The organism is Bradyrhizobium diazoefficiens USDA 110 (genome assembly GCF_000011365.1).
Classification (GTDB): Bacteria; Pseudomonadota; Alphaproteobacteria; order Rhizobiales; family Xanthobacteraceae; genus Bradyrhizobium; species Bradyrhizobium diazoefficiens.
In genome coordinates this window covers 4,741,748-4,766,230 of record NC_004463.1, presented here as the reverse complement: position 1 = coordinate 4,766,230, position 24,483 = coordinate 4,741,748, and the positions used below count along the sequence as shown (strand labels likewise).

Here is a 24,483-nt window from a genome sequence, read left to right as displayed (position 1 = left end):
GCTGCCATGCATCACATCAGCGAGTCCCCGCGCCGTCCGTCGGTGCTGCACATCTTCAAGATCTACTATCCCGACCTGTTCGGCGGCACGCTCACGGTGATCCGCGACATCTGCGCCAGCCTGAAGGACGCTTTCGCCTCCGCCGTGCTGGTCTGTTCGCAATCGGCCGAGCGGCGCGAGATCGTCGTCAACGACATTCCGGTCGAGCGCGTCCGCTCGTTCGGCAACGTGCTGTCGCTGCCCGCGGCTCCCACCTATCCCTGGCGGCTATGGCGCAAGATCGCCGAGCACGACCTGCTCGCGCTTCACGCCCCCTTCCCGCTCGCCGACCTCGTCTTCGCCTTCGGATTCGGCGCCAAGCGGCCCCTGGTGGTGCATTGGCACGCCGACATCGTCACCCATGCCGGCCTGCGCTGGTTCATCGACCCCCTGATGCGGCGAACACTGCGTCGCGCCAAGGCGATCATCGTCTCGGACCGCGTGCTGGTCGACAACACGCCGCTGCTGCGCGAATTCGAGGACAAATACCATGTCGTGCCGTTCGGCATCGACATCACGGGTTACGACTGGCCGAAGATCGAGCCGCACCATGTCAATGATCGCGGCCGGCTTGTGCTCGCCTGCGGCCGGCTGGTGCCCTACAAGGGCTTCGACGTGCTGATCCGCGCCGCGGCGGCACACAATTTCGAAACCTGGATCATCGGTGAAGGTGTCGAACGGCCGCGGCTCGAGCAACTGATCCAGGAGCTCGGCCTCGGTGACCGCGTCCGCCTGCTCGGCTCGGTGGACGATTGCGAACGCATCAAGCTGATGTGCCTGGCCGACGTCTTCGTGATGCCGTCGGTGACCAATGCCGAGACCTTCGGCCTTGTCCAGCTCGAGGCCATGGCCGCCGGCCGGCCGGTCGTGAACACGGCGCTCGACACGGCGGTGCCGCACGTCGCCCGCCACGGCATGGAGGCGATCACCGTTCCGCCCGGCGATGCCGAGAAACTGGGTGAGGCGATCGACACCCTGATCCGCGACCCCGAGCGCCGCCGCAGCATGGGACTTGCGGCGCGCACGCGCGCCCTCACCCGCTATTCGGCCACGGCCTTCAAGCAGGGCATGGAGACCGTCTACCGCGACGCTGTCGCCGCCCCGAGCGAGGAGCGATCGGCAATCTCCGAGCCGCCGCAAGCGACCGGCTGGCTGGACACGGTCCGGATCGCGGCGGCGCTGGCCTGGTCCGACATGCGGCACCGCTACGTCCGCTCGCTGCTCGGCCCGTTCTGGATGTCACTGCAGATGGCGATCGTGGTCGCCGTGCTCGGCTCGGTGATCGGCCAGATGTCGAATGGCAACATGATGACACGCCTGCCGATGCTGGCGCTGTCGATGACGGCCTGGACCTTCCTTAACGGCGTGGTACTCGATGCGACTACGGCGCTCCAGAACTCCGCGAGCCTGATCCGCGACCGCGCGCTGCCGCCCGTCATCTTCCTCCTGCAATGCACCTTCCGCCAGGCGCTGTTCGCACTCCACAACGCCTGTGTTCCGCTGGTGCTGTGGCTCCTCCTCTCGCCCCACGACCTCTCTCACGCGCTGGCGGCACTGCCCGGTCTGCTGCTGTTCGTGGCCTGCACCTTCGCCCTGAGCCTCGTTCTCGGCGCCATGGCGACGCGCTATCGCGACCTCAAGCCGATCATCGAATCCACCCTGATGCTCGCCTTTCTCGCTTCGCCCGTGATCTGGTCGTCGGACATGATCAACCACCGCTCGACGGTGATGCGGCTCAATCCGGTGACGCATCTGTTCGCGGTGTGGCGCGAGCCGCTGGCGGGCGGCGCTGTCGATCCGGTCAGCATCGTCTACGTCCTCGTCGCGCTGGCGCTCCTGGTCTTTGCGAGCGTGCTGACGCTGGTCCACCTGCGCAAAGCCGCATTCTGGATCTGACGCATGGTCTCGATCAACCTTCGCAACGTCTGTCTCGACTATCCGCTCTACGGCGCCTACGACTTCTCGCTGAAGCGGCGGCTGCTCGGGCACATCATCCGCGAGCCGGGCGAGATGCGGATCATCCGCGCCGTCGACAATGTCACGATCAAGGCCGAAGCAGGCAGCCGCATCGGGCTTGCCGGTCCCAACGGCTCCGGCAAGTCGACGCTCCTGCGACTGATCGCCGGCGTCTATCCGCCGAGCAGCGGCAGCGTCTCGCTCCAGGGCAACGTCGTGCCCCTGCTCGGCCTCAACGCCGGGGTCAACCTGGATTTCGTGGCCGAGGACAACATCGCGCTGCTGCTGCGGATCAGCGGCCGCAAGCCGACCCGCGCCGTGATCGACGATATCTGGGCTTTCACCGAGCTCGAGGCGCGCATGCAGCGGCTGCCGCTGCGGATGTTCTCCTCGGGAATGCTGATGCGGGTGTTGTTTGCGACCGCGACGGCCTTTCCGGCCGACATCCTGCTGCTCGACGAATGGCTCAGCGTGGTCGACGAGCACTTTGCGGAGAAAGCACAGGAGCGGCTGCTGCACATGGTGTCGCAGGCGGCGATCGTAATCATCGCCTCGCACGACCAGCCGCTGCTGCGCCGCACCTGCACCAGCATCATCAACCTCGATCACGGCCGCATCGCCTCGACCGTCACGGTCGAGCCGCCGGCAACGCACTCTTTCGAGCTCCGCGAGAAACGCGCATGAAACAGAACATCCTGGTCGTCTCCGAGTCGCTCGGACAACCAAACCACAAGCGCGGCATCTTCCATTTCACCCGGGAGTTGGTGCGTTCGCTCGCCTCGGAGGGCCACGAACTCACGCTGTTGGTCGAGACCTCGAAGCGCTACCGCAAACTGTGCCGGCGCGAGCGACGCACAAAGCTGTTCGCGGCGCAGGCGCGCAACATCGAGCTGCTGGCGCTTTATCGCTTCCTTGACGAGATCAACGTGAGCGGGCCGGTGACGCTCAGCGGCACGCGCCGCAAATTCGACTGGCTCCGCCAAAGGGGCGGCATGTTGCTGTCGCGGGACAACATGCTCTGCCTCCTGCGCGCGATCGGCCTGCGCAGCCTGAACGCGCGACTGATCGAGAACCGGCCCGCCGCGCTCGAATACATTCCGCCGGATCTGAGCCACCTCGAACTGTTCGGCGACTTTCAGCTCGAGCCCGGATTCTTCAACTATCAGGATTCCTCGGCCTTCTTCCTGCTGCCGCCGCCGCGGATAGATGCGCGCGACTACGACGTGATCGTCGTGGACACCCCGACCCGCGTGACGATCAAGCGCAGGCCAGACGCCAAGGTGATCTGCGTCGTCCACGACCTGTTGCCGCTCACCGATCTCAAGCTCAGCGACATCGCCACGCGGCAGTTCCTGGCGCGAATCCGCACCAGCCTGCGCCAGGCCGACGAGCTCGCCTTCGTTTCGAACTACAGCATGATGCGGTTCAGGGAACTGTTGCCGCAATTTGCGCACCTACCGGCGCGGGTCGTGTATCCCCGCACCCGGTTCGACGCCCCGGATGTCCTGCACCTCCCAGCCCCGTCGGGGCGTCCGGGGCGGCCGAGCTTCGTCGTCATCGTCTCGAACGAGCCGCGCAAGAACGTCGCCGCCGTCATCCGTGCCTTCCGTGGTGTGCCCCAGGCCGATCTCGTCGTGATCGGCTATGCCGGCGAGATCAGCCGGATGCGCAACCTCCCGCCGAACGTCCGCTTCGCCGGCTATGTCGACGAGCACGAGAAGGCCGCCCTGATCGCGGAGGCGCATGGCCTGATCATGCCGAGCCTTGCCGAAGGCTTTGGCGTGCCGATCATCGAGGCGCTGGCCGCGAACACGCCGGTGCTGTGCTCGGATCTCGCAGTGTTCCGCGAAGTCGCGGGCGAGCTCGCCGATTATTTCGACCCGTTCTCGACCGACTCGATCGCCGCCTCCGTCACCCGCGTGCTGACGCGGCAGGAGGAGTGGCGCGGCAAGATCCGCGCGAGGCGCCACGAGCTTGCCGAACGCTTTGGCTATGAGACCCAGGCCCGCGATTTCCTCGGGCGCGAGATGCGCACGGAAAGCCTCGTCGCCGCACCGCTCGCATCGTACGGATGACGGCCGAATCCGCTGCGTGGTCCGGGCCTGCCGATCGGCAAGGCGGCCGGAAAGGATGGCAGAGCTGGCGCAACTCGGCCGCGCTGCTCCGGGCGGCAGATGTGCTCGTCATCCTGATCGCGGCATCGCTGCCGTGGTCCACAACGGCACCTTCGATCTTCGTCGGGCTGTGGCTGCTGGCGGTCACCCCGACCATCGACTGGCGCGACTATGCGTACGAGCTCACGCGGCCGGCGTTTGCCCTGCCGTTCGCGCTCCTGCTGCTCGCACTCCTCGGCGTGCTGTGGTCGGACGGCGCCTGGCCGGACCGGCTGCATGCGATCAAGCCGGTCGCAAAGCTCGTGCTGATTCCGCCGCTGCTCTACCATTTCAGCCGGTCCGAGCGCGGCTTCCAGGTTTGCCTTGCTTTTCTCGCCTCCTGCGCGCTGCTGGCGGTGTTCTCCTGGGTCGTGCTGCTCAATCCCGCCTGGAAGATCGCCGCGACGGCGTCATCAGGCGTTCCCGTCAAGAACTACATCGACCAGAGCCAGGAATTCACGCTCTGCGCCTTTACGCTCGCGCTGCCGGCGCTGACGTTTTGGCGCGGCGGACGCGCGATCGCGGCGACCGCCTGCCTCGCATTGATCCTGCTGTACGCGACCAACATGGTGTTCGTGGCCTCGGCCCGCACGGCGCTGCTCTACATCCCGGTGCTGCTGGCCCTGTTCGCCTGGAAGCATCTGAGCCGGCGGGCAGCGCTGGTCCTGCTCGCGGGCGCGGTCGCCGCGAGCGCGCTCGCCTGGACGACCTCGTCCTATCTGCGCCAGCGCATCACCGACATCGCCGTCGAATACCGCCACGGCCATGAGGACATCAGCCGCGCCTCGACCGCCCAGCGGCTGACCTATTGGCGCAAGTCACTTCATGCCTTTACCGAAGCCCCTCTGATCGGCCATGGCACCGGCGCGATCAAGCGCCAGTTCGAACGCGCCGCCACGGGCGAGAGCAGCCTCGACGCGGAGATCGTCAGCAATCCGCACAACCAGACCCTCAACGTCGCGGTGCAATGGGGCCTCTTGGGCGTCGCCCTGCTCTACGCGATGTGGATCGCGCAGCTTCGCCTGTTCCTGGGCGAGGGTCTTGCCGCCTGGATCGGCCTTGTGGTCGTCGCGCAGAACATCGCGAGCTCGCTATTGAACTCGCATCTGTTCGATTTCCACGAGGGATGGATGTACGTGCTGGGCGTCGGCGTGGCCGGGGGCATGGTCCTAAAGGTTCAGGCCCGCAGCCAGCCGTGACTATGGACTGCGCTCGTGGCCGACTTCGCCGGTGATGACGTCGCCGAACAGCTCCCAGGCCTGCCCGTTGAAGCGCATCAACTGCATCTGCTCGATCGGGAAGTAATCATCGGGCGAGGTGTTGACCATGATGCCCGGCAGCATCAGGTCGGTGTGGAAATCCTTCAGGTTCGCGGCCTGCTTCATGACGTTCTCGCGGGTGAGATTGTCGCCGCACTGCTTCAGGACCTGCGCCATCGCCTCGGCCTGCACGTAGCCGTAGATGTTGTTGGAGTTGGCCTTGTCGCCATCGGGATAATATTTGTCCATGAATTCGCGCCACTTCACCACCGCCGGGTCCTTGTCCCAAGTCGGATCGGTCGGGTCCTTCAGATAGACGGTCGAGATGATATCCTTGGAATAGTCGAGCCCGGCGGGCTTGAGCACTGAGGCAACCGAGGTCGCGGTGTTGGCCAGGAAGAATTTTGGCTTCCAGCCGAGCTCGCCGACCTTGCGGATCGCCTGCGCCGACCCTTTCGGCGCCGCCCACGAGAAGAAGATATCCGCGCCGGAATCATGCAGCGCGACGATCTGCGAGTCGATCGAGGGATCGCTGACCTCATAGGACTTGTCGGCGATGATCATGCCGGCCTTGTCGCCGAGCCCGTCCTTCAGACCCTTGAACTGGTCCTTGCCGGCGTCGTCGTTCTGCCAGAACACCGCGATCTTGCCGTTCGGAAAGTTATCGCGGATGTATTTGGCGTAGATCCGGCCCTCGCTCTGGTAATTCGGCTGGAAGCCCATCGTCCAGGGAAAGTTCCTGGGATCGCCGAACTTGGTGCCGCCGGACGCGACGAAGAGCTGCGGCACCTTCTTGGCGTTCATATATTTCATGATCGCGGAGTTCGAGGGTGTGCCGAGCGGCTGGAAGATCAACAAAACCTCGTCGCTCTCGACCAGCTTGCGCGCCTGCTCGATCGCCTTCGGCGGCGAATAGGCGTCGTCATAGCTGATGAAGTTGATCTTGCGGCCGTTGATGCCGCCCTGGTCGTTGATCATCCTGAAGAACGCGGCCTCAGTCTTTCCGATCACGCCATAGGACGAGGCAGGCCCGCTATAGGGCATGATGTTGCCGATCTTGATGTCGGTGTCGCTGGCGCCGGGGTCGTATTTCTTCTGCGCCGAGGCCGGTGTCGCGGCCAGCACTACGGCAGCAAGCATGGCGAGGGCAGCAAGGTTCTTGCGACGACCCGGCATCGTTCTCTCCCCTGTATTTTGTAGTCTTGTTTTGCGGAGAGTGTCGCAAGGTGGCTTGCCGCTGGCAAGCGCCGCGATTTTCCGCGAGGTGAAACGGTAGAGCAGGAACTTACGCGACGCGCTGCAACATCCTTAGAGCGCGCCCGTCGATCACGAGCAACGCGCTGCCAATGACGATGGCGCCCGCGATCTCGCGCATGGAGATCGGCTCGCCCAGCACCAGCCATCCCAACAGAATGGCGGTGACGGGAATGAGCAGCGTCACCAGCATGACATTGGTCGCGCCCGAACGGCGCAGGATCTGAAAGAAGACGATGTAGGCGAGCGCCGTCGACAAGCCGGCAAGTCCAAGCACCGCGAGCCAGGTTGTAAGGCCCGGCGCCGGCAGATGCCATGGCTGTTCCATGACGGCGGCGACGACCGCCATCATCACCGTGGACGCCATCAGTTGAAAAGTCGCCGTTCCCAGCGGAGCTGAGTCCTTCAACAACCGCCGCGCCGCCAGCGCCGCAAAGCCATAGCTGCACGCGCCACCGAGGCAGAGCAGAATGCCGAACCCCTGCCCCGGCCGCGTCTCGATGCCCCATCCGCGCAGGATGACCACGCCGACGACGCCCAGAACCACGCCGGCGACCCGCCGCATCTGCAGGGCTTCCTCGCCCGCCATCGCCATGACGGTCACCGTGAACAGCGGCGTGGTGGCATTCAGGATGGAGGCCAGCCCGCTGGGAATGATGGTCTGGCCGATCACGATCAGCGAGAACGGGATGACGTTGTTGAGCAGCCCGATCACGAAGAATGGCTTCCAGCCCAACGTGCCCTTGGGAAAGCTGATGCCTTGAACATGGAGCAGCGGCAAAAGAACGGCCGCACCCAGCGCGACGCGCAGGAACACCAGGGTGAGCGGCGGCAATTCCCGCAAGCCCGCGCTGTTGAAGAAGAACGAGCCGCCCCAGAGGATCGAGAGCACGGCGAGCAGCGACCAGTCTCGCGCATCGATCCGGTTGTCGTTCGGGGGCATGGCGTCTCACATCGGCAGTTGACCTCCGCCTAGTATGGCGCGACGCCCTTTGCCACCCGATTCCCGAGTTGACGCCGCTCAGGAGGATCGGCGTTTGCGTGCATCCCCCGCGATATCGGCAACCACCGCCCCGATCACCAGGGCGCCACCAATGAGCGCATGCACGGCGGGCACCTCCCGGAAAGCCACCCAGATCCAGAACGGCATCAGCGGTGTTTCCAGCGTCGCGATCAGGGAGGCCTGCCCCGACGGCAGCAGGCGTAAGCCGAGCATGTAGAACGTCAGGCCGAGCGCGACCTGAAGGCAGCCGAACATTGCGAGGATTGCGAGGTCGTTGCCGCCGACGTGGGCGATGTCATGGGCGAACGGGAGGCTGACAAGACTGCCCATGAAATTCGACAATGCTGCCGCCGCCACCATCGATGTCTGGCGATGACGTCGGATCACAACTGTCATGGAGGAGATTGCGAGCACCATGAGGCAACTCAGTGCAAGACCACCGAGATCGGCACCGGCCTGCACGCCGCCGACCGTGATGACGACTCCGGCGAAGGCAATCAGGCTCGCAATCAGCGTGCGCCACGTCGCGGCTTCGCCGAGCCACAGCCATGCCAGCGCGGCGGCGACGAAGGGCTGGGTGGCGATCAGCACCGCGACGTTCATGACGTTGGTCATCTGAAGAGCGGGAATGAACGAGATCATGCCGAGCGCAGACAGTGACGCGACGAGCAGGCTGCCCCTCCCCGGCACGACCAATTGCCACAGGGCGGCGCGGCCCTGCATCGCGACGAGAAACACGCTGATCAGACTGCCTGCGAACACACCGCGCCAGAACAGAATGGTCCAGGGATCGAACGGCAGCAGCCGGGTGAAGAACGGCGCGGTGCTCCAGGCAATCGCAGCGGCGATGACGAGGGCAATGCCGAGACCGCGTTCTGAACGAGGCTGCCCCATATTGATGCGGCCGGCTAAGACGGCTTCTTCGGCCGCGACACCAGCTCGATCATCTTGCCTTCGTCGTCATCAGGCATCGCAGCTTTCGCCCGCGCATAGGATTCGACCGCCGCGCGCGCCACCAGCGGCTTGTCGGCGAGCAGGCTCTCGGCGAGCTTCACGGCGTAGGCGGCATCCTTGTGCCGCAGCGCCGAGGTGAAGGTCGCGCCGCTGAAGTCGCGGGCGACCATGCGCTTGGAATGACGCTGGACCTGCGGGCTCGCAGCAACGCCGGCCTGAATCGATTCCAGCACCAGGGTCATGTCGAGCCCGGCCTGCTCGGCGATCGCGAGCCCTTCGGCGAGTCCGGCAATCTGGATCGCGCCCATCAGATTGTTGATGAGCTTGTAGACCGTGCCGGAGCCGACCGCGCCGAAATGGCGGATGGTCGAGCCGATCGGTTCGAGATAGGGCCGCGCGCGTTCGAGGTCGGCGGCATCAGCCCCGACCAGCAAGGTCAGCTTTCCGGCGGCCGCGGCATCCGGCAATCCCGTCACGGGACAATCGATGTAGATCAGCCCGCGCGCGTTGAGTTCGCGGCCCATCTCGCGCGCGTGGTCATAGGAGACGGTGGAGCATTCGATCGCGATGGTGCCGGCCTTGGCCGTCTTGGCCGCGCCCTTCGGCCCCAGCCAGACCGCGCGCGAGGCCTCGTCGTCGGCGACCATGGTCACGACCGCATCGGCATCGATCGCGGCATCCTCAGGCGAGGTCGCCCAATGCGCGCCGCGCGCGATCAGGTCTTCCGCTTTTGTCTTGCTGCGATTCCACAGCGTCACCGTGAAGCCGGCATCGAGATAGCGGCCGGCCATGCCATGGCCCATCCGTCCAAGCCCGATGAAGGCGACGCGGGGCATGGCTAGTCCACATCCTCGATGTCAGCGCCGGCGGTTCCGAAGGCGCGCTGCGCCAGCGTCGCGGCCATGAAGTCGTCGAGTTCGCCGTTGAGCACGCCCGAGGTGTCGGAGGTCTGCACGCCCGTGCGCAGATCCTTCACCATCTGATAGGGCTGCAGCACGTAGGAGCGGATCTGGTGGCCCCAGCCGATATCGGTCTTGGCGGCCTGGTCGGCGGCGGCCTTCTCCTCGCGCTTCTTCAACTCCATTTCGTACAACCGCGCGCGCAGCATGTCCCAGGCCTGCGCCCGGTTCTTGTGCTGCGAGCGGCCGGCCTGGCAGACCACCGCGACACCGGTCGGGATATGCGTCAGGCGCACCGCGGATTCGGTCTTGTTGACGTGCTGGCCGCCGGCGCCGCCCGACCGCATGGTATCGACGCGGACGTCGGATTCCTTGATGTCGATCTTGATGCTGTCGTCGATGACCGGGAACACCTGCACGCTGGAGAACGACGTGTGCCGCCGCGCGTTGGAATCGAACGGCGAGATGCGCACCAGCCGATGCACGCCCGCCTCGGTCTTCAGCCAGCCATAGGCGTTGTGGCCTGAGACCTGGATCGTCGCCGACTTGATGCCGGCTTCTTCGCCCTCGGACTCTTCGAGATACTCGACCTTGAAGCCGTGCGTCTCCGCCCAGCGCGTGTACATGCGCAGCAGCATCTGCGCCCAGTCCTGGCTTTCGGTGCCGCCGGCGCCGGCGTGGACCTCGAGATAGGAATCGAAGCGGTCGGCTTCGCCCGACAGCAGCGCCTCGAGCTCGCGCCGCGCGACTTCCTTCTTCAGGGCCTTCAGCGCAGCTTCGGCTTCGGCCACGACGCCGTCATCGCCCTCGGCTTCGCCGAGCTCGATCATGCCGATGTCGTCTTCGAGCTCCTGCTCGACCTTGCCGATGCCCGACAGCGAATCCTCCAGCGAGGTCCGCTCCTGCATCAGCTTCTGGGCCTTCTGGGGATCGTTCCAGAGGTTGGGATCTTCTGCGAGCTTGTTCAGCTCAGCGAGGCGCGCCGTCGATTTCTCGACGTCAAAGATGCCTCCTCAGCAGCCCGACTGACTGCTTGATCTCTTCTACCAACCGTTCGATTTCGGCGCGCATGTCGTTCTCGTGTCTCGCGGAATTGGTTCCGCGTGCAATTCAAGATCGGGATGTAGCGGCGGCGGCTGCAAAGCGCAACCGCCGCCGCGACAAACGTCTGCCTTGTCCTAAGCCTTAGTACAGCCCGCCGGTGCCCGGCCGCATGAAGAAGCCGGAATCCGGCTGCTGCTGCTGCGACGCCGGCACGCCACCGCGTCCGTCGGCGTCGGCAACGCCGATGACCGAATAATTGTCCGGCGGCGCCGTGCCCGGCTTGAAGGCTTCGAGGATGGTGCCGCCGGTCTCACCCGGGCCGGCGCGCATGCCGGTCTTGGCGACGACGCGCACGAGCTTGATGCCGGCCGGCACCTTGAACGGAACGGCGGGCTTGTCGGCGAGCGCGAGCTTGAGGAAATCGCGCGCGATGGGAGCGGCCAGATGGCCGCCGGTCGCAGCGTTGCCTTTGCCGAGCGCACGCGGCTTGTCGTAGCCCATATAGATCGCGACGGCGACGTCGGGCGAGAAGCCGACGAACCAGGCGTCCTTGGCCTCGTTGGTCGTGCCGGTCTTGCCGGCGATCGGCTTGCCGACCTCCTTGACCACGGTCGCGGTACCGGCCTGGACCACGCCCTCCATCAGCTCGGTGATCTGGTAGGCGGTCATGGAATCCAGCACCTGCTCGCGGCGGTCGATCAGCTGCGGTTCGTTCTGGTTCTTCCAGCCGCCCGGCGCGTCGCAGCCGCGGCATTCGCGCTGGTCGTGCTTGAAGATGGTGCGGCCGTAGCGATCCTGGATACGGTCGATCAGGGTCGGCTTCACGCGGCGACCGCCATTGGCGAGCATCGAGTAGGCCGTGACCATGCGCATCGCCGTCGTCTCGCCGGCGCCGAGCGCGTAGGAGAGATAGTTCGGCAGCTCGTCGTAGACGCCGAAGCGGCGGGCATATTCGCCGATCAGCGGCATGCCGATGTCCTGCGCGAGGCGCACCGTCACGGTGTTGAGCGACTGCCGCAGCGCGTTGCGCAGCGTCACCGGCCCCTGGAACTTGCCCGAGGAGAAGTTTTCCGGCCGCCATACGCCGGCGCCCTGGCCCTGGTCGATTTCGATCGGCGCGTCGAGCACCACTGTCGAGGGCGTATAGCCGTTGTCGAGCGCGGCCGAATAGACGATCGGCTTGAACGACGAACCCGGCTGCCGGTAGGCCTGGGTGGCGCGGTTGAACTGGCTCTGGTCGAACGAGAAGCCGCCGACCATCGCGAGCACGCGGCCGGTCCAGGGGTCCATCACCACCATCGCGCCGGACACTTCGGGGATCTGGCGCAGCCGGTACTGTCCCTCGACCGGATTGCCGTCCTTGTAGAGCGGATCAGCGTAGATCACGTCGCCGGGCTGGAGCACCTGCGACACCGCCGTTGCCGCCCTGCCCCTCGCAGGGCCGGTCGCCGCCCTAGCCCATTTGATGCCGTCGAGCGTGATCAGGCCGGTTTCGCGCTGCTTGCTGACGGCGCCGCCGAGCTCGCGGCTCGGCTGGAAGCCGATGCGCGCCGACTGGTCGCTGGTCTCCAGCACCACCGCCATGCGCCACGGCGAGATGTCGGAGAGCGACTTGATCTCGGCGAGCTTCACGCCCCAATCGCCCGAAATATCGAGCTTGCTCATGGCGCCGCGATAGCCCTGCTGCTCGTCATAGTTGACGAGGCCGGCGACCATGGTCTTGCGCGCCATCACCTGGATCTTCGGATCGAGCGTGGTGCGGACAGACAGACCGCCCTCGTAAAGCTTCTTCTCGCCGTAGCGCTCGAAGATGTCGCGGCGGACTTCCTCGGCGAAATATTCACCGGCGAAGGTGTGGGCGCCGTTGGACCGGTTGGTGACGGCCAGCGGCTCCTTGCGCGCCTTGTCGGCGTCGGCCTGCTTGATCCAGCCGTTCTCCTGGAGGCGGTCGATCACGTAGTTGCGGCGCTCGATGGCGCGGTCGCGGTTACGCACCGGATGCAGGGTCGCCGGCATCTTCGGCAGCGCCGCCAGATAGGAGGCTTCCGCCACCGTCAGCTCGTTCACCGACTTGTCGAAATAGACCAGCGAGGCGGCCGCGATGCCGTAGGCACCGAGGCCCAGATAGATCTCGTTCAGATACAGCTCGAGGATCTTGTCCTTCGAGTAGGTCTTCTCGATCCGCATCGCCAGCAAGGCTTCCTTGATCTTGCGGGCGAAGGAGACCTCGTTGGTCAGAAGGAAGTTCTTGGCGACCTGCTGGGTGATGGTGGAAGCGCCCTGCGGACGCCGGTTGGAGCCGTAGTTCTGGATATAGACCAGACCTGCGCGCGCCATGCCGGTGTAGTCGATGCCGCCATGCTCGTAGAAATTCTTGTCCTCGGCCGCGAGGAAGGCGTTGATCACGAGCTTGGGCACGGCCTGGATCGGCAGATACAGCCGTCGCTCCTTGGCGTACTCGCCGAGCAGCGAACCGTCGACCGCGTGCACACGCGTCATCACCGGCGGCTCGTAATCCTGAAGCTGAGAGTAGTCCGGCAAGTCCTTGGAGAAATGCCAGATCAGGCCTGCCACGGCCCCGACACCGACAAGGAACACCACCGTTCCCGCGGCGAACAGGAAGCCCATGAACCGCACCAGCAAGCGCATTATCTGTTTATCCGTTCAAACTCTGGATCAGCCCAGTATCAGCCCCTTGGCGCTCAAAAACAGGCGCCAACCTCACGTCGCGCATTCACCGGCCTACTCAATTACGTCAGGGCCGGACCTAAGACGCTCGCCGAATGGGATTCTCGCCGATTCCGGAACCCCCTGCGGCGTTTTTATAAATCGCCCGCTGTGGCCAAACTAGGGCTTTTGCGGCGGGACGGAAAAACCCTTCCTCAATTCTCTCAATTCGACGATCCCCCGGTCGTCAATTCGACGATCCGGCGGTCGCCAGCCGCTTGGCCAGGAACCCGTCGATGGCTTGCGCCATCGCGCCCACGGCACGGGACCGCCAGCCCTCGGAGACCAGATGCTCGAGATCGCCCTTATTGGAGACATAACCGATCTCGACCAGCACCGACGGCACGTCGGGTGCCTTCAGCACCCGGAAACCGGCCGATTTCAGCGGATGCTTGTGCATCCGCACCGTCGACTTCATTTCGCCCATCAGCACATGCGCAAAACGGTTTGAAAACGTGCGGGTTTCCCGCTGCGTCAGATCGATCAGGATGTCCGCGACGTCGGTCGGCTCCTCCGCGAGATTGAAGCCGGCGATCGCGTCCGCGCGGTTTTCCGCGTCCGCCAGACGCTGGGCCTCGGCGTCGGACGCCTTGTCGGACAGCGTATAGATGGTGGCGCCCTGGGCATCCCCCTCGGCGCGCGGCAGCGCATCGGCATGAATCGAGACGAACAGCGCCGCCTTGATGTTGCGGGCGACCTTGACCCGGTCATTGAGCGGGATGAACGTGTCGTCGTTGCGCGTCATCACGACACGGTATTTGCCGGCCTTTTCCAGCCGGTCGCGCAGCGCCAGGCCAAAGGCCAGCACCAGGTTCTTCTCGCTCTCGCCGCTCGACTGCGTGCCGTTGTCGATGCCGCCATGGCCGGGATCGATCACGACGATCGGCCGGCCATCGGCCTTCTGCTGCGCCGTTTCCGGGCCCGCCGGCGCGGGCACCGTGGCGGGCGGCGCATCGGCGATCGCGGGCCGCAGCTCGGGCCGGTTTTCCGGGGCGAGCGATTGCACGAAGGCGGCGCGGTCGACCTCCTCCAGCTCGAGCACGAGCCGGGCCGGCTGGCCGTTGGCCGCCTCCAGCACGTAGGAATTGGCGATCTTGGCCGGCCCCGTCAGGTCGAACACGATTCGCGAGCCGCCGGGCATGACGAGCCCGTAGCGGAAGGCCTTGACCAGTCCCCGCCCGCCGGACCCGGTCCCCGCGGGCAGCTGAAAATTGACCTGGGGCACGTCCACCACCACTCGGTACGGGTCGGCGAGCGTGACGGCGCGGAAGCTGACGGTCCGGTCGATGTCGAGGATGAAGCGGGTCTGCTTGCCGTCGCCAGCCAGCCGGGCGGCCGAGGCGATTGGAAAATTCGCTACCGCAACAGAGGGGTGCGGCTGGCTTTCCGCGGCGCTCAGGCGGGAGGAATCAGCACATGGCAATGCCGCGGCGCATAGAAGCACGCATCCCAGCAGGACTCTTTGTTTTGCGCGGCTCGCCACCGATTTCGTGCCTCCGAGCAGCTTGTTTAACGCAATAGAACCACAGGGTTAATCGATCCTTAATGACAGGCGCGCGAAACTCGCTGACTGTGACCGCCGTGCGACGCTCCCTTGCACGGATGGCCCATTCCTCGTATGTACGGAATGCTGACGGCCGATATTTTCGGTTGTGTCGCATTCAGCCTCCCGGTGCAGCGCCGGAACTCTCAAGGTTTGGGAATTCCAGCGTTTTCCGTTCTCCTCTAAGACCAGCGCGGTGCGCGGCAGCGAGGTGGAGCGGGCCAAGCCCCGGCGGCGGACGGTTCCCGGGTACCACTTTTCCGGGACGGTTCGGACAGCGACGTAACCCATTACCCGGTCCCTTGATCCCAAGGGAGCGGTTCGTGATCCCCAAGGCGAGCGCGCTCGCGCCATGCCTGGCCAGCAGCAACTGATTGAGGGGCGGCCCCGCCGCCCAATGTTTCATACGGGCCGACGCTTGATGCGCCAGACTGTGCCGACGAATTCTGAAGGACCATTCGCGACGCTGCGGAGTGATAATCCCGCGCGCCGCCACGGCCCTGAGGCTTCCGGTCCGGCAAGGCGCGAGAGACGGCGTTTCGGCCTTCCCCTCACCCCCGAATCAGGTGGACCGTCGCGTCTCCCGGCGGCGCGATACGCGCCCACGGTGAATCGCGCCCGCCGCCGTCAAGAGTTAAGACATGCCCAACAAGATGTTGATCGATGCCACCCACCCGGAGGAGACCCGGGTCGTCGTGGTCCGCGGCAATCGCGTCGAAGAGTTTGATTTCGAGACCGCGCAACGCAAGCAACTGCGCGGGAATATCTACCTCGCCAAGGTCACCAGGGTCGAACCCTCGCTCCAGGCCGCGTTCGTCGAATATGGCGGCAACCGCCACGGCTTCCTCGCCTTCAGCGAAATCCATCCCGACTACTACCAGATCCCGGTTGCCGACCGGCAGGCGCTGATCGAGGCCGAGGAACAGGCCCATCGCGAAGCCGAGGAAGAGAGCGAGAACCGCTCGCACGGCCGCCGCCGCTCGCGTCACCGCAACGCCCGCCGCCGCGGTCACGGCGAACGCGTCCGCAGCGACATCGTCGAAGGCCTCGACGCCAGCGCCGATCCCGCGGCGCAGCCGGTCGAGGGCCAGATCCTGCCTGAGCACGCCGAGGGCGCTCCGCAAGAGGGCGAGCATCTGCACGCCGACGCGGAGCATCACGGCGAGCACGATGCCCATGACCACCACGAACATGATCACCACGATCATGATCACCATGAACACGCGCACGACGACCATCATCCCGATCACGCTCACGATCATGACGACCATGGTCATGACGGCGGGCACGATCATCACGACCACGATCATGCCGACGAGACGCCCGCGCCTGTCGCGGCCTTTGGCGCCGAACCGGTGGTCGCGACCGAGGCCGTTGCCGAACCGCAGGAGGCGACCTCCGAAGCGCACGCAGAGGCTCTGGCCGAAGCCGTAACCGCCGCCGCTGAACCGGCTGATGCCGTGTACGCTGCCGGCGAAAGCACCGAAGCTCCGCATCACGACGCTGACGCGGCGGCCGAGGACGACGACGACGAGGATGACGACGGCGAGGAAGCCGAAGAGGAAGTCGTCGAATCCGTCGGCGGCGACGACGTGATGGAGGAAGTGCCGGAGCGCACCTTCCGTCCGCGCCGCCAGTACAAGATCCAGGAAGTCATCAAGCGCCGCCAGGTGATGCTGGTGCAGGTCGTCAAGGAAGAGCGCGGCAACAAGGGCGCGGCGCTGACGACCTATCTGTCGCTCGCCGGCCGCTACGCCGTGCTGATGCCGAACACCGCGCGCGGCGGCGGCATCAGCCGCAAGATCACCAGCGCCCAGGACCGCTCGCGTCTGAAGGAAGTGGTGCAGGATCTCGACGTGCCCGAGGGCATGGGCATCATCCTGCGCACAGCCGGCGCCGCCCGCACCAAGCCCGAGATCAAGCGCGACTTCGAATACCTGATCCGGATGTGGGAGACGGTGCGCGACCTGACGCTGAAGTCGCAGGCCCCGACCCTCGTCTATGAGGAAGGCTCGCTGATCAAGCGCTCGCTGCGCGACCTCTACAACAAGGAGATCGACGAGATCTCGGTTGCCGGCGAATCCGGCTACCGCGAAGCGCGCGACTTCATGAAGATGCTGATGCCCGCCAACGTCAGCGCGGTGAAGCAGTATCGCGACGGCCAGCCGCTATTCTCGCGCATGGGCGTCGAAAGCCAGTTGGACGCGATGTTCTCGCCGACCGTGCAGCTGCGCTCCGGCGGCTACATCGTGATCAACCAGACCGAGGCGCTGGTCTCGATCGACGTCAACTCCGGGCGATCGACGCGCGAGCACCATATCGAGGACACCGCGCTCAAGACCAATCTGGAAGCGGCCGAAGAGGTCGCCCGCCAGCTCCGCCTGCGCGACCTCGCCGGCCTGATCGTCATCGACTTCATCGACATGGACGAGAAGCGCAACAACCGGGCGGTCGAGCGCAAGCTGTCCGATTGCCTCAGGCAGGACCGCGCACGCATCCAGGTCGGACGCATCTCGCATTTCGGCCTGCTCGAGATGTCGCGCCAGCGCATCCGTGCCAGCGTGCTGGAATCCTCGACCGATCCCTGCCCGCATTGCGGCGGCACCGGCCATGTCCGCTCGGTGTCCTCGGTTGCGCTCCAGCTGCTGCGCGGCCTCGAAGAGATCCTGATGAAGGGCGCGACCCACAATCTCGTGGTCCGTACCCGCACCGACGTCGCGCTCTACGTGCTGAACCACAAGCGCGGCCATCTGCGCGACCTCGAAAACGGCTTCAAGGTCACCCTGGCGGTCATCGCCGACCCGAGCGTCAGCGGACCGCAGGCCTACCTCATCGATCGCGGCGAGCAGGTGCATACGCTCGAAGCCGCCAAGGCGCTGCTCGCGGCGCAGGCCGCGGCAAGCCCGCCCCCGGTGGTTGAAGAGGCCTATGACGACGAGGAGTTCGATCCGGAGCTGGAATCCGAGATCGAGTCCGAGGAGACCGAAGGTCTCACTGAAGAGCAGGCTGCCGGCGAGGCGGCCCCCGAGCAGGACGGTCAGCGCCGCAAGCGCCGCCGTCGTCGGCGCGGCCGCGGTGGCCAGCGCGACGGCGAGTTGCGCGAGGATAGCGCGCCCACGCTTCCCGAGCCGGCAATGGTCGCTGGCGAGTCCGAAGAGGACGCCGAGTCCGAGCAGGACGGCGAGGAAGGCGAGGAACAGGCAGCCCGTGGCGAGCAGCAGGGCGGCGGTGAGCGCCGGCGCCGGCGTGGCCGCAGAGGCGGACGCCGTCGGCGTGGGGGCGGCGAGGAAGGTCTTGCCGGCTCCATCGGCGACGAGCTCGGCACCCAATCACCATCGGAAGCTACCGAAGCGGTGGCCGATTTCGACGGCTTTGGCGGCGAGGCTGCGCCTTCGATCGCGCAGGCCGAGCACACCGCCGAGCCGCAAATCGCGCCGCCTGAGCCGCGTGCCGAAGTGCAGGCCGAGGTGCCGGCTCAGCCGGAGCCAGCTCCTGCTGTCGTAACGGCGGAAGAAGAGCCCGCTGACGAGAAGGCCGCGCGGCGGCGCTCCACCGTCCGGGAAAAGGTGAGCTTCCTGTCGAGCAGCCCAAGCGAGCCCGCAACGCCTGTTGCGCAGGCGAGCGAGCCGGTCGCGCCGCCCGCGCCGGCACCTGCGCCCGCACCGGAAGCGGCAAGCGAAACGCCGGCCGCCCCACGCCGCGCCGGCTGGTGGTCCCGCCGTTTCGGCGGCGGCGAATAAAGTCGGACATAGAATAAAAAACGCCCGGCCAAGCCGGGCGTTTTTCGTTTCACCGCTAGCCAATCCGCTATGGCGGCAGCTCGTCATTACCGAGCGGCGCCACATCGCGCGAGGCGATCTGGCGGAGCTGGTCGTAGAGATCGGGCGCCTCGCTGGTGCACAGGCAGACGCCTTTTGCAGAAGGCGCCTCGCCAGCGTTGAGGTAGGCGTGGCCCATGGTGCTGTCGAGATAGATGCCGTCGCCCTCACCGAGGATCTCAGGCGCGTAAAACTCGGTGTGGACGGCGACGCGTCCGCTCGTCACCAGGAAATACTCCTCGCCGCCATGGCGCAACAGCGGGCCAAACTCCTCCAGCGAGCGCGCACGAACCTCGGCCACGATCGGCACCATGCGTTTGCCGATCAGATCGGTGCATTGATAGGTGTAGGTGTAGAATTTCGTGGTGATCACCTGCCCCTGCCCGGCCCGGCTGATGCTCCGCCGCGCGGTGACCGGCCGGCCCTGCACAGGCGCCGCGACCGCCGGATTGAACAGCTCGGCGATCTCCATCTTCAGGCCGGAGGTGAGCTGGAGCAGCTTGTCGTAGGTCAGCGACATCAGGCCGTTCTCGACCTTGGACAGGGTCGACAGCGCCATGCCGGTGCGCTCCGCGACCTGCTTGAGCGTCAGGCCGCGGGCCTGACGGGCCGCCTTGAGGCATTGGCCGAGCTGGGAATTGGCACCTTCGGGCGTCGTTATCTCGCTCATGCAGCAATCCTACCACGGCGATGGAAATATTGTTGGCCTATCCGTCTAATCTTTTCGGCCAAGACGCCCCTTGAGGGGCCTATTTGACGACCCGTTGGGCAGCAGCGCCAGCATTTGGGCACGAAATGCCCCGCTTTGACGATTATTGGTGCGTCGCCTTCACTTTCCGATATGCTAAATTGTTTTCATAATCTGAAAGGGGATTGGCATTGTCCGGACTTTGCGATTCCAGCGCCGTTGAGCTGCGCCGCCTGCTGGCCGCGCGGGCGATCTCGCCCGTCGAGCTGCTGGAGGCTTGCCTGTCGCGCATCGCCACCATCAATCCTGCCGTGAATGCCGTCGTGACGCTGGACGAGCCGGGCGCACGTACCGCCGCGAAAAAGGCCGAAGCGGCCATCCTTCGCGGCGAGGATCGCGGCGCCCTGCACGGCCTTCCCGTCCTGATCAAGGACACCCAGGACACTGCCGGGCTGCGCTCCACCTATGGCAGCCCCCTGTTGCGCGACAATGTACCGGTCGCCGACCAGGGCTCGGTCGCGCGGCTGCGCGCAGCCGGCGCCATCATCTTCGGCAAGACCAACACGCCGGAATGGGCGGCCGGCGGCAACACCCGCAATCCGGTGTTCGGCGCAACCGGCAATCCCTTCGATCCCATGCGCTCGGCAGCCGGCTCCTCCGGTGGCTCGGCGGTGGCGCTCGCCTGTGGCATGGCGCCGCTCGCCTCGGGCTCGGACACCGGCGGCTCCTTGCGCAATCCGGCAGGCTTCTCCGGCATCGTCGGCATGCGTCCGTCCTACGGTCTCGTGGCCAGCGAGAAGCGCGCCTTCGGCTGGTCGAACCTGTCGACCGACGGACCGATGGCGCGCAATGTCGCCGACACCGCGCTGATGCTGTCGGTGATGGCGAGCGACGATGTCCGCGATCCCCTGGCCTATACGCTGCCCGGCGAGCCGGTGCGCAGTCGCGCCGAACGCTGGGCTGCACCGCGTCCCGCGGACCTTGGCAAGCTGCGCCTCGCCTTCACGGAGGACTTTGGCTTCGCCCCGACCGAGCAGGCCATCCGTCGCGTATTCCGCGATCGTGTGGCGAGGCTCGCGCCGCTGTTCGCCGACTGCCGCGAGGCGACGCCGGATTGCTCCGGCGCCGACGACGCGTTCGCGGTTCTGCGCGCCGGCCTGTTCCTGGCGATGCACGGGAAGAACTACAAAGAGCGTCCCGAAATGCTCGGCCCGAATGTCCGCGCCAATGTCGAGGAAGGCCTGAGCTACACGCTCGAGGATCATGGGCGCGCCGCCACGACGCAGACGCGGATCTATCGCGCCTACCAGACCTTCTTTGAAACTTGCGATGTGCTGATCAGCCCGACCATTACGCTGAGCCCGCGCCCCTGGTCGGAGCTCTATCCCGCCGAGATCGACGGCGTGCCGACCAAATCCTATTTCCACTGGCTCGCGCTCGCTTATGCCGTGACGCTTCCCGGCCACCCCGCGATCAGCATTCCGCTCGGCCTCGATGAAGCCGGCCTGCCGTTCGGTCTCCAGATCGTCGGCCCGCGCGGCGGCGACGCCGTCGTGCTTTCGGTCGCCGCGAGCATCGAGGCCGCGTTCGCGGGCGATGCGCAATTGTGCCGGCCGGTGCCCGACCTGGCGCGGCTCGCCGCAGCGCCGCCGCTGTCGGCCGCGCCCGGTTTCCTCACCTGGGAATAACCCGACACCAGCCCTGGATGCACCGCCGGCGCAACGGAGACGAGCATGACGGAACTGCCGAGGAAAACCAGCGTCATTGCCTTCGTCCTGCTCTACATCGCCTACTGCATCTCCTACATCGACCGCGCGGCGATCTCGCTGGCGCTGGCGCAGATCGGCAAGGACTTCAATCTGCAGGCCGCCGATCTCGGCATCGTCATCAGCGCATTCTTCCTCGGTTATGCCGCGATGCAGGTGCCGGGCGGATGGCTCTCCGACCGCTTCGGCTCGAAATATGTGGTGATCGTCACCATCGTGATGTGGTCGCTGTTCACGGCGTTCACGAGCCTTGCCTGGTCGCTGATCTCGCTGATCGCGATCCGCTTCATCTTCGGCATCGCCGAGGGCGGCTTTCCGCCGGCGAGCATCCGCGCCATCGCCGAAGTGTTCAAGAAGGACAGCCGGCCGAAGATGTCGGGGCTGCTGCTGTCGTCGAACTATGCCGGCAGCATGGTCGCGCCGCTGATCATGGCGCCGCTGATCCTCTGGCTCGGCTGGCGCCATGCCTTCAACGCCATCGGCATCGCGGGCATCGTCTTCGCGGTGGTCTATTTCGTCTTCGTCCCCTATCTGGGACGCCCGGGCAAGGCCGATGCAGGCGCGCCAGTGAAGGCCGAAAGCCGCGCGCCGATGCGCGAGCTCATGAAGAATCCGCTGCTGTGGCAGTTGATGGTGGTGTGGTTTGGTCTCAGCTGCGTCAACAAGGGCCTGGATTCCTGGATGCCGCTCTACCTGCTCCAGCAGCGCGGGCTCGACCTCAAGACCGTCGGCGTCCTGGCGCCGATCCCGTTCGTGATGGCGACGATCGCGACCGCGATGGGCGGCTGGGTGATGACGACGTTCTTCTCCGAGCGCGAAAAATACCTGCTGATCGGCAGCTCCGCATTGACCGGCATCTTCCTCTACGCCATGTACAAGTCGGAGACGATCACGATGCTGATCGCGTTCCAGTCGCTGGTCTACTTCTTCAAATCCTTCGTGCTGGCCTCGGTGATTGCGCTTCCGACCAAACTGCTCCGCGACGACCAGATCGGATCGGGCGTCGGCATGGTCAATCTCGGCGGCCAGAGCGCGGGCTTCGTCGCCCCCGTCGCGATCGGCTTCATCGTGACCGGAACCGGATCGTTCGATGCCGCCTTCGGCTTCCTGGTGGCGATGACGGCGTTGTCCGTCGTGGTCGCGGCAACCATCAGCACGGCGCAGCCGAAGCTCGTAGCACAACCGGCCTGACAGGAGCATTCTGCCCATGCAAAGCGCGATCGTTCTCGGCGGCGGCATGATCGGCGTGAGCGCGGCGCTGCACCTGCGGCAGCGCGGCTGGACCGTCACGCTCGTCGACCGCAGGGAGCCGGGCCGCGAGACCAGCTACGGCAATGCCGGGATGATCCAGGCGGAAGCTGTCCGCCCCTATCCGATGCCGCGCGACCTCGCCTCGCTCCTGAAGATCGCGACCGGCCGCACCAACGACGTGCGCTACAGCCTGTCGTCGCTGCATCTCCATATCGAGCCCCTGCTCCGCTACTGGTGGCATTCGGCGCCGAAGCGGCATCGTGAGGCGATCGACGCCTGGGCCCGGCTGATCGCCTATGCGACGGCGGAGCACGACATTCTCATTCGCGAGGCCCACGCCGACAATCTCATTCGCCGCGCCGGATACCGGGCGCTGTATCGCGACGCCGCTGCATTGGATCTCTCGATCAAGGCCGCCGAGGAAGACCAGCACGAGTTCGGCGTGAACTTTCGTGTGCTCTCGGGCAGCGAGCTCGCCAAGGCCGAGCCGGTCCTGCGCGACGATCTTCCGGGCGCGATCCATTGGCTCGACACCTGGACCGTGTCCGATCCCGGCGCGCTGGTGACAGCCTATGCCGAGCTGTTCGAGCGCCTCGGCGGCAGGATCGTGCTCGGTGATGCGCAGTCGCTGCAGCAGACTGCAGCCGGCTGGTCAGTCGATACCGATCAGGGACGCATCGATGCCGCGACGGCCGTCGTGACACTCGGGCCGTGGTCGCCCGATCTGTTGTACAAATTCGGCTATCGCATTCCGCTGGTGCGCAAGCGCGGCTACCACATGCACTACAGCGGCGGCGCTTCGCTCGACCTGCCGCTGATCGACAAGGCCGGTGGCTACGCCATGGGGCCGATGGCCAAGGGCATCCGCATCACCACGGGCGCGGAGCTCACGAGCCCCGACGCGCTTGCAACGCCGGTGCAGCTCGCCAGCGCCGAAGCCTCCGCGCGGGAGCTGATCGACCTCGGCAAACGCGTCGAGCCCGATCCGTGGTTCGGCACCCGCCCCTGCACGCCCGACATGCTGCCGGTGCTCGGCCCCGCCCCGCTTCACCCCGGCCTCTGGATGAATTTCGGCCACGGCCACCAGGGCTTTACGCTTGGCCCTGCGACCGGGCGCCTGCTCGCCGAGATGATGAGCGGCGAGACGCCGGCAATCGATCCGACGCCGTACCGGCCGGAGCGGTTCTAGCTGCCGGCGTTGCGGCGCGCAGGGCGAGCGCGGCTGAGATGCGCAGCAGCGGGCCAGATGCAGGTTAAACGCGAAGCGGCAAATTCCATCAGTCGGCGCGCTCGGCCAGCAGCGTCCTGATGCGGTCGGCATCCTCAGGCGTCGCCGGATTGTAGACGATCATGCTGAGATCGGAGCGGCCCTCGACATTGAAGCTCGAATATTCGAACGACATGGTGCCGTGAACGGGATGCCGCAGCCGCTTGGTGCCATCGCCATGATGGCGCACGTCGTTGTCGCGCCAGAGCGCCGCGAACTCGGGACTGGTGCGGCAGAGCTCGTCGACGAAATCGGCGACATGCGAGACCGCGCCCGCGCGGGCGGCGTCCGCCCGAAACGCCGCCACCACGAAGCGGGCCACACTGTCCCAATCGTACTGCGCGGCACGCACGCGCGGATCGCAGAAGATGAAGCGCAGAATGTTGCGCTGTCCCGGCGGGATCGCGCCATAGTCCGTCAGCACGGCGGTCGCGGCCCGATTCCAGGCGACGACATCCCAGGTCGCGGTCCGCACCAGCGCCGGGCTGAATGCGAGTGCATCCAGCACGCGCTGCAGCCGCGGTGAGACGCCGTCGCTCGCCTGGTAGCGCACCTCGGGCGGGCGGCCGAGGCCGATCAGGAACAGATGCTCGCGCTCGACATCGGTCAGCATCAGGGCGCGGGCGATGCGGTCGAGCACGTCGGCCGATGGCGCGCCGCCGCGGCCCTGCTCAAGCCAGGTGTACCAGGTCGGACTGATATTGGCGCGCTGCGCCACCTCCTCGCGCCGCAGCCCGGGCGTACGCCTGCGGCTGCCACTGAGGCCGAACGCGGCCGCATCCAGGCGGGTGCGGCGATCCTTCAGATAGGCCCCGAGCAGGTTTTCGGCCGAAGCGGTTTCGCTCATCCTGTTAGCTATTAT

18 protein-coding genes are annotated in these 24,483 nt (G+C 65.9%); 8 read left to right on the top strand and 10 right to left on the bottom strand.

Going from position 1 to position 24,483, the window contains the following annotated elements; all coding sequences use genetic code 11:
• The first annotated feature begins 6 nt into the window (after positions 1 to 6).
• From BJA_RS21480 to BJA_RS21465, 4 genes are read left to right on the top strand one after another with little or no spacing between them, the layout of a single operon-like run.
• A complete protein-coding gene (locus BJA_RS21480; protein ID WP_011087089.1) occupies positions 7 to 1,935 on the top strand; it encodes a glycosyltransferase in 1,929 nt (642 codons plus the stop codon).
• Between the two features lie 3 nt (positions 1,936 to 1,938).
• Positions 1,939 to 2,679: an ABC transporter ATP-binding protein gene (locus tag BJA_RS21475; RefSeq protein WP_011087088.1), complete on the top strand. Its 741-nt coding sequence runs from the start codon at positions 1,939 to 1,941 to the stop codon at positions 2,677 to 2,679.
• On the top strand, positions 2,676 to 4,070 hold the full coding sequence (locus tag BJA_RS21470) for a glycosyltransferase family 4 protein (RefSeq protein WP_038966856.1): 1,395 nt from the start codon (positions 2,676 to 2,678) through the stop codon (positions 4,068 to 4,070). The genes BJA_RS21475 and BJA_RS21470 overlap by 4 nt, the downstream gene beginning before the upstream one ends.
• Positions 4,067 to 5,347 carry an O-antigen ligase family protein gene (locus tag BJA_RS21465; protein ID WP_011087086.1) on the top strand — a complete coding sequence of 427 codons (1,281 nt, stop codon included), beginning with the start codon at positions 4,067 to 4,069 and terminating at the stop codon, positions 5,345 to 5,347. The genes BJA_RS21470 and BJA_RS21465 overlap by 4 nt, the downstream gene beginning before the upstream one ends.
• On the opposite strand, the gene BJA_RS21460 is transcribed toward BJA_RS21465, so the two are convergent.
• From BJA_RS21460 to BJA_RS43680, 8 genes are all read right to left on the bottom strand, one after another.
• The gene (locus BJA_RS21460; RefSeq protein ID WP_011087085.1) at positions 5,348 to 6,583 is read right to left on the bottom strand and encodes an ABC transporter substrate-binding protein; all 1,236 of its coding nucleotides are present in this window, start codon (positions 6,581 to 6,583) and stop codon (positions 5,348 to 5,350) included.
• A 109-nt stretch (positions 6,584 to 6,692) separates the two neighbouring features.
• Positions 6,693 to 7,604 carry a DMT family transporter gene (locus BJA_RS21455; protein WP_011087084.1) on the bottom strand — a complete coding sequence of 304 codons (912 nt, stop codon included), beginning with the start codon at positions 7,602 to 7,604 and terminating at the stop codon, positions 6,693 to 6,695.
• Positions 7,605 to 7,682: 78 nt separating this feature from the next.
• Positions 7,683 to 8,558, bottom strand: a complete 876-nt coding sequence (locus tag BJA_RS21450; RefSeq protein WP_011087083.1) for a DMT family transporter — start codon at positions 8,556 to 8,558, stop codon at positions 7,683 to 7,685.
• Between the two features lie 14 nt (positions 8,559 to 8,572).
• Positions 8,573 to 9,454, bottom strand: a complete 882-nt coding sequence (locus BJA_RS21445; protein ID WP_011087082.1) for an NAD(P)-dependent oxidoreductase — start codon at positions 9,452 to 9,454, stop codon at positions 8,573 to 8,575.
• Positions 9,455 to 9,456: 2 nt separating this feature from the next.
• Positions 9,457 to 10,588, bottom strand: a protein-coding gene (gene prfB, locus BJA_RS21440) for a peptide chain release factor 2 (RefSeq protein WP_097531964.1) whose coding sequence is annotated in 2 segments (ribosomal slippage) — positions 9,457 to 10,518 and positions 10,520 to 10,588 — 1,131 coding nt in all. Because the reading frame shifts where the segments join, the coding sequence is not laid out codon by codon here.
• Between the two features lie 114 nt (positions 10,589 to 10,702).
• Positions 10,703 to 13,210, bottom strand: a complete 2,508-nt coding sequence (locus BJA_RS21435) for a penicillin-binding protein 1A (RefSeq protein WP_011087080.1) — start codon at positions 13,208 to 13,210, stop codon at positions 10,703 to 10,705.
• A gap of 265 nt (positions 13,211 to 13,475) precedes the next feature.
• Complete coding sequence (locus tag BJA_RS21430) at positions 13,476 to 14,771, bottom strand: N-acetylmuramoyl-L-alanine amidase (protein WP_011087079.1); 1,296 nt, start codon at positions 14,769 to 14,771, stop codon at positions 13,476 to 13,478.
• A gap of 611 nt (positions 14,772 to 15,382) precedes the next feature.
• Complete coding sequence (locus tag BJA_RS43680) at positions 15,383 to 16,327, bottom strand: hypothetical protein (protein ID WP_269465756.1); 945 nt, start codon at positions 16,325 to 16,327, stop codon at positions 15,383 to 15,385.
• Here BJA_RS43680 and BJA_RS21425 point away from each other — a divergent pair.
• Positions 16,292 to 18,571, top strand: coding sequence for an Rne/Rng family ribonuclease (locus tag BJA_RS21425; RefSeq protein WP_269465755.1), 2,280 nt, complete (start codon positions 16,292 to 16,294; stop codon positions 18,569 to 18,571). The two genes, BJA_RS43680 and BJA_RS21425, sit on opposite strands and share 36 nt — an antisense overlap.
• Positions 18,572 to 18,638: 67 nt before the next feature.
• Here BJA_RS21425 and BJA_RS21420 read toward each other — a convergent pair whose 3' ends face one another.
• Positions 18,639 to 19,319 (bottom strand): helix-turn-helix domain-containing protein, encoded by a 681-nt coding sequence (locus tag BJA_RS21420; protein WP_011087077.1) that lies wholly within the window; start codon positions 19,317 to 19,319, stop codon positions 18,639 to 18,641.
• A 209-nt stretch (positions 19,320 to 19,528) separates the two neighbouring features.
• On the opposite strand from BJA_RS21420, the gene BJA_RS21415 reads away from it, so the two are divergent.
• From BJA_RS21415 to BJA_RS21405, 3 genes are read left to right on the top strand one after another with little or no spacing between them, the layout of a single operon-like run.
• The gene (locus BJA_RS21415; RefSeq protein WP_011087076.1) at positions 19,529 to 21,025 is read left to right on the top strand and encodes an amidase; all 1,497 of its coding nucleotides are present in this window, start codon (positions 19,529 to 19,531) and stop codon (positions 21,023 to 21,025) included.
• Between the two features lie 45 nt (positions 21,026 to 21,070).
• Positions 21,071 to 22,294 carry an MFS transporter gene (locus BJA_RS21410; protein ID WP_011087075.1) on the top strand — a complete coding sequence of 408 codons (1,224 nt, stop codon included), beginning with the start codon at positions 21,071 to 21,073 and terminating at the stop codon, positions 22,292 to 22,294.
• Between the two features lie 16 nt (positions 22,295 to 22,310).
• Complete coding sequence (locus tag BJA_RS21405) at positions 22,311 to 23,543, top strand: NAD(P)/FAD-dependent oxidoreductase (protein ID WP_011087074.1); 1,233 nt, start codon at positions 22,311 to 22,313, stop codon at positions 23,541 to 23,543.
• Positions 23,544 to 23,631: 88 nt separating this feature from the next.
• Here BJA_RS21405 and BJA_RS21400 read toward each other — a convergent pair whose 3' ends face one another.
• Positions 23,632 to 24,468 (bottom strand): helix-turn-helix transcriptional regulator, encoded by an 837-nt coding sequence (locus tag BJA_RS21400; RefSeq protein ID WP_011087073.1) that lies wholly within the window; start codon positions 24,466 to 24,468, stop codon positions 23,632 to 23,634.
• Positions 24,469 to 24,483: the final 15 nt, after the last annotated feature.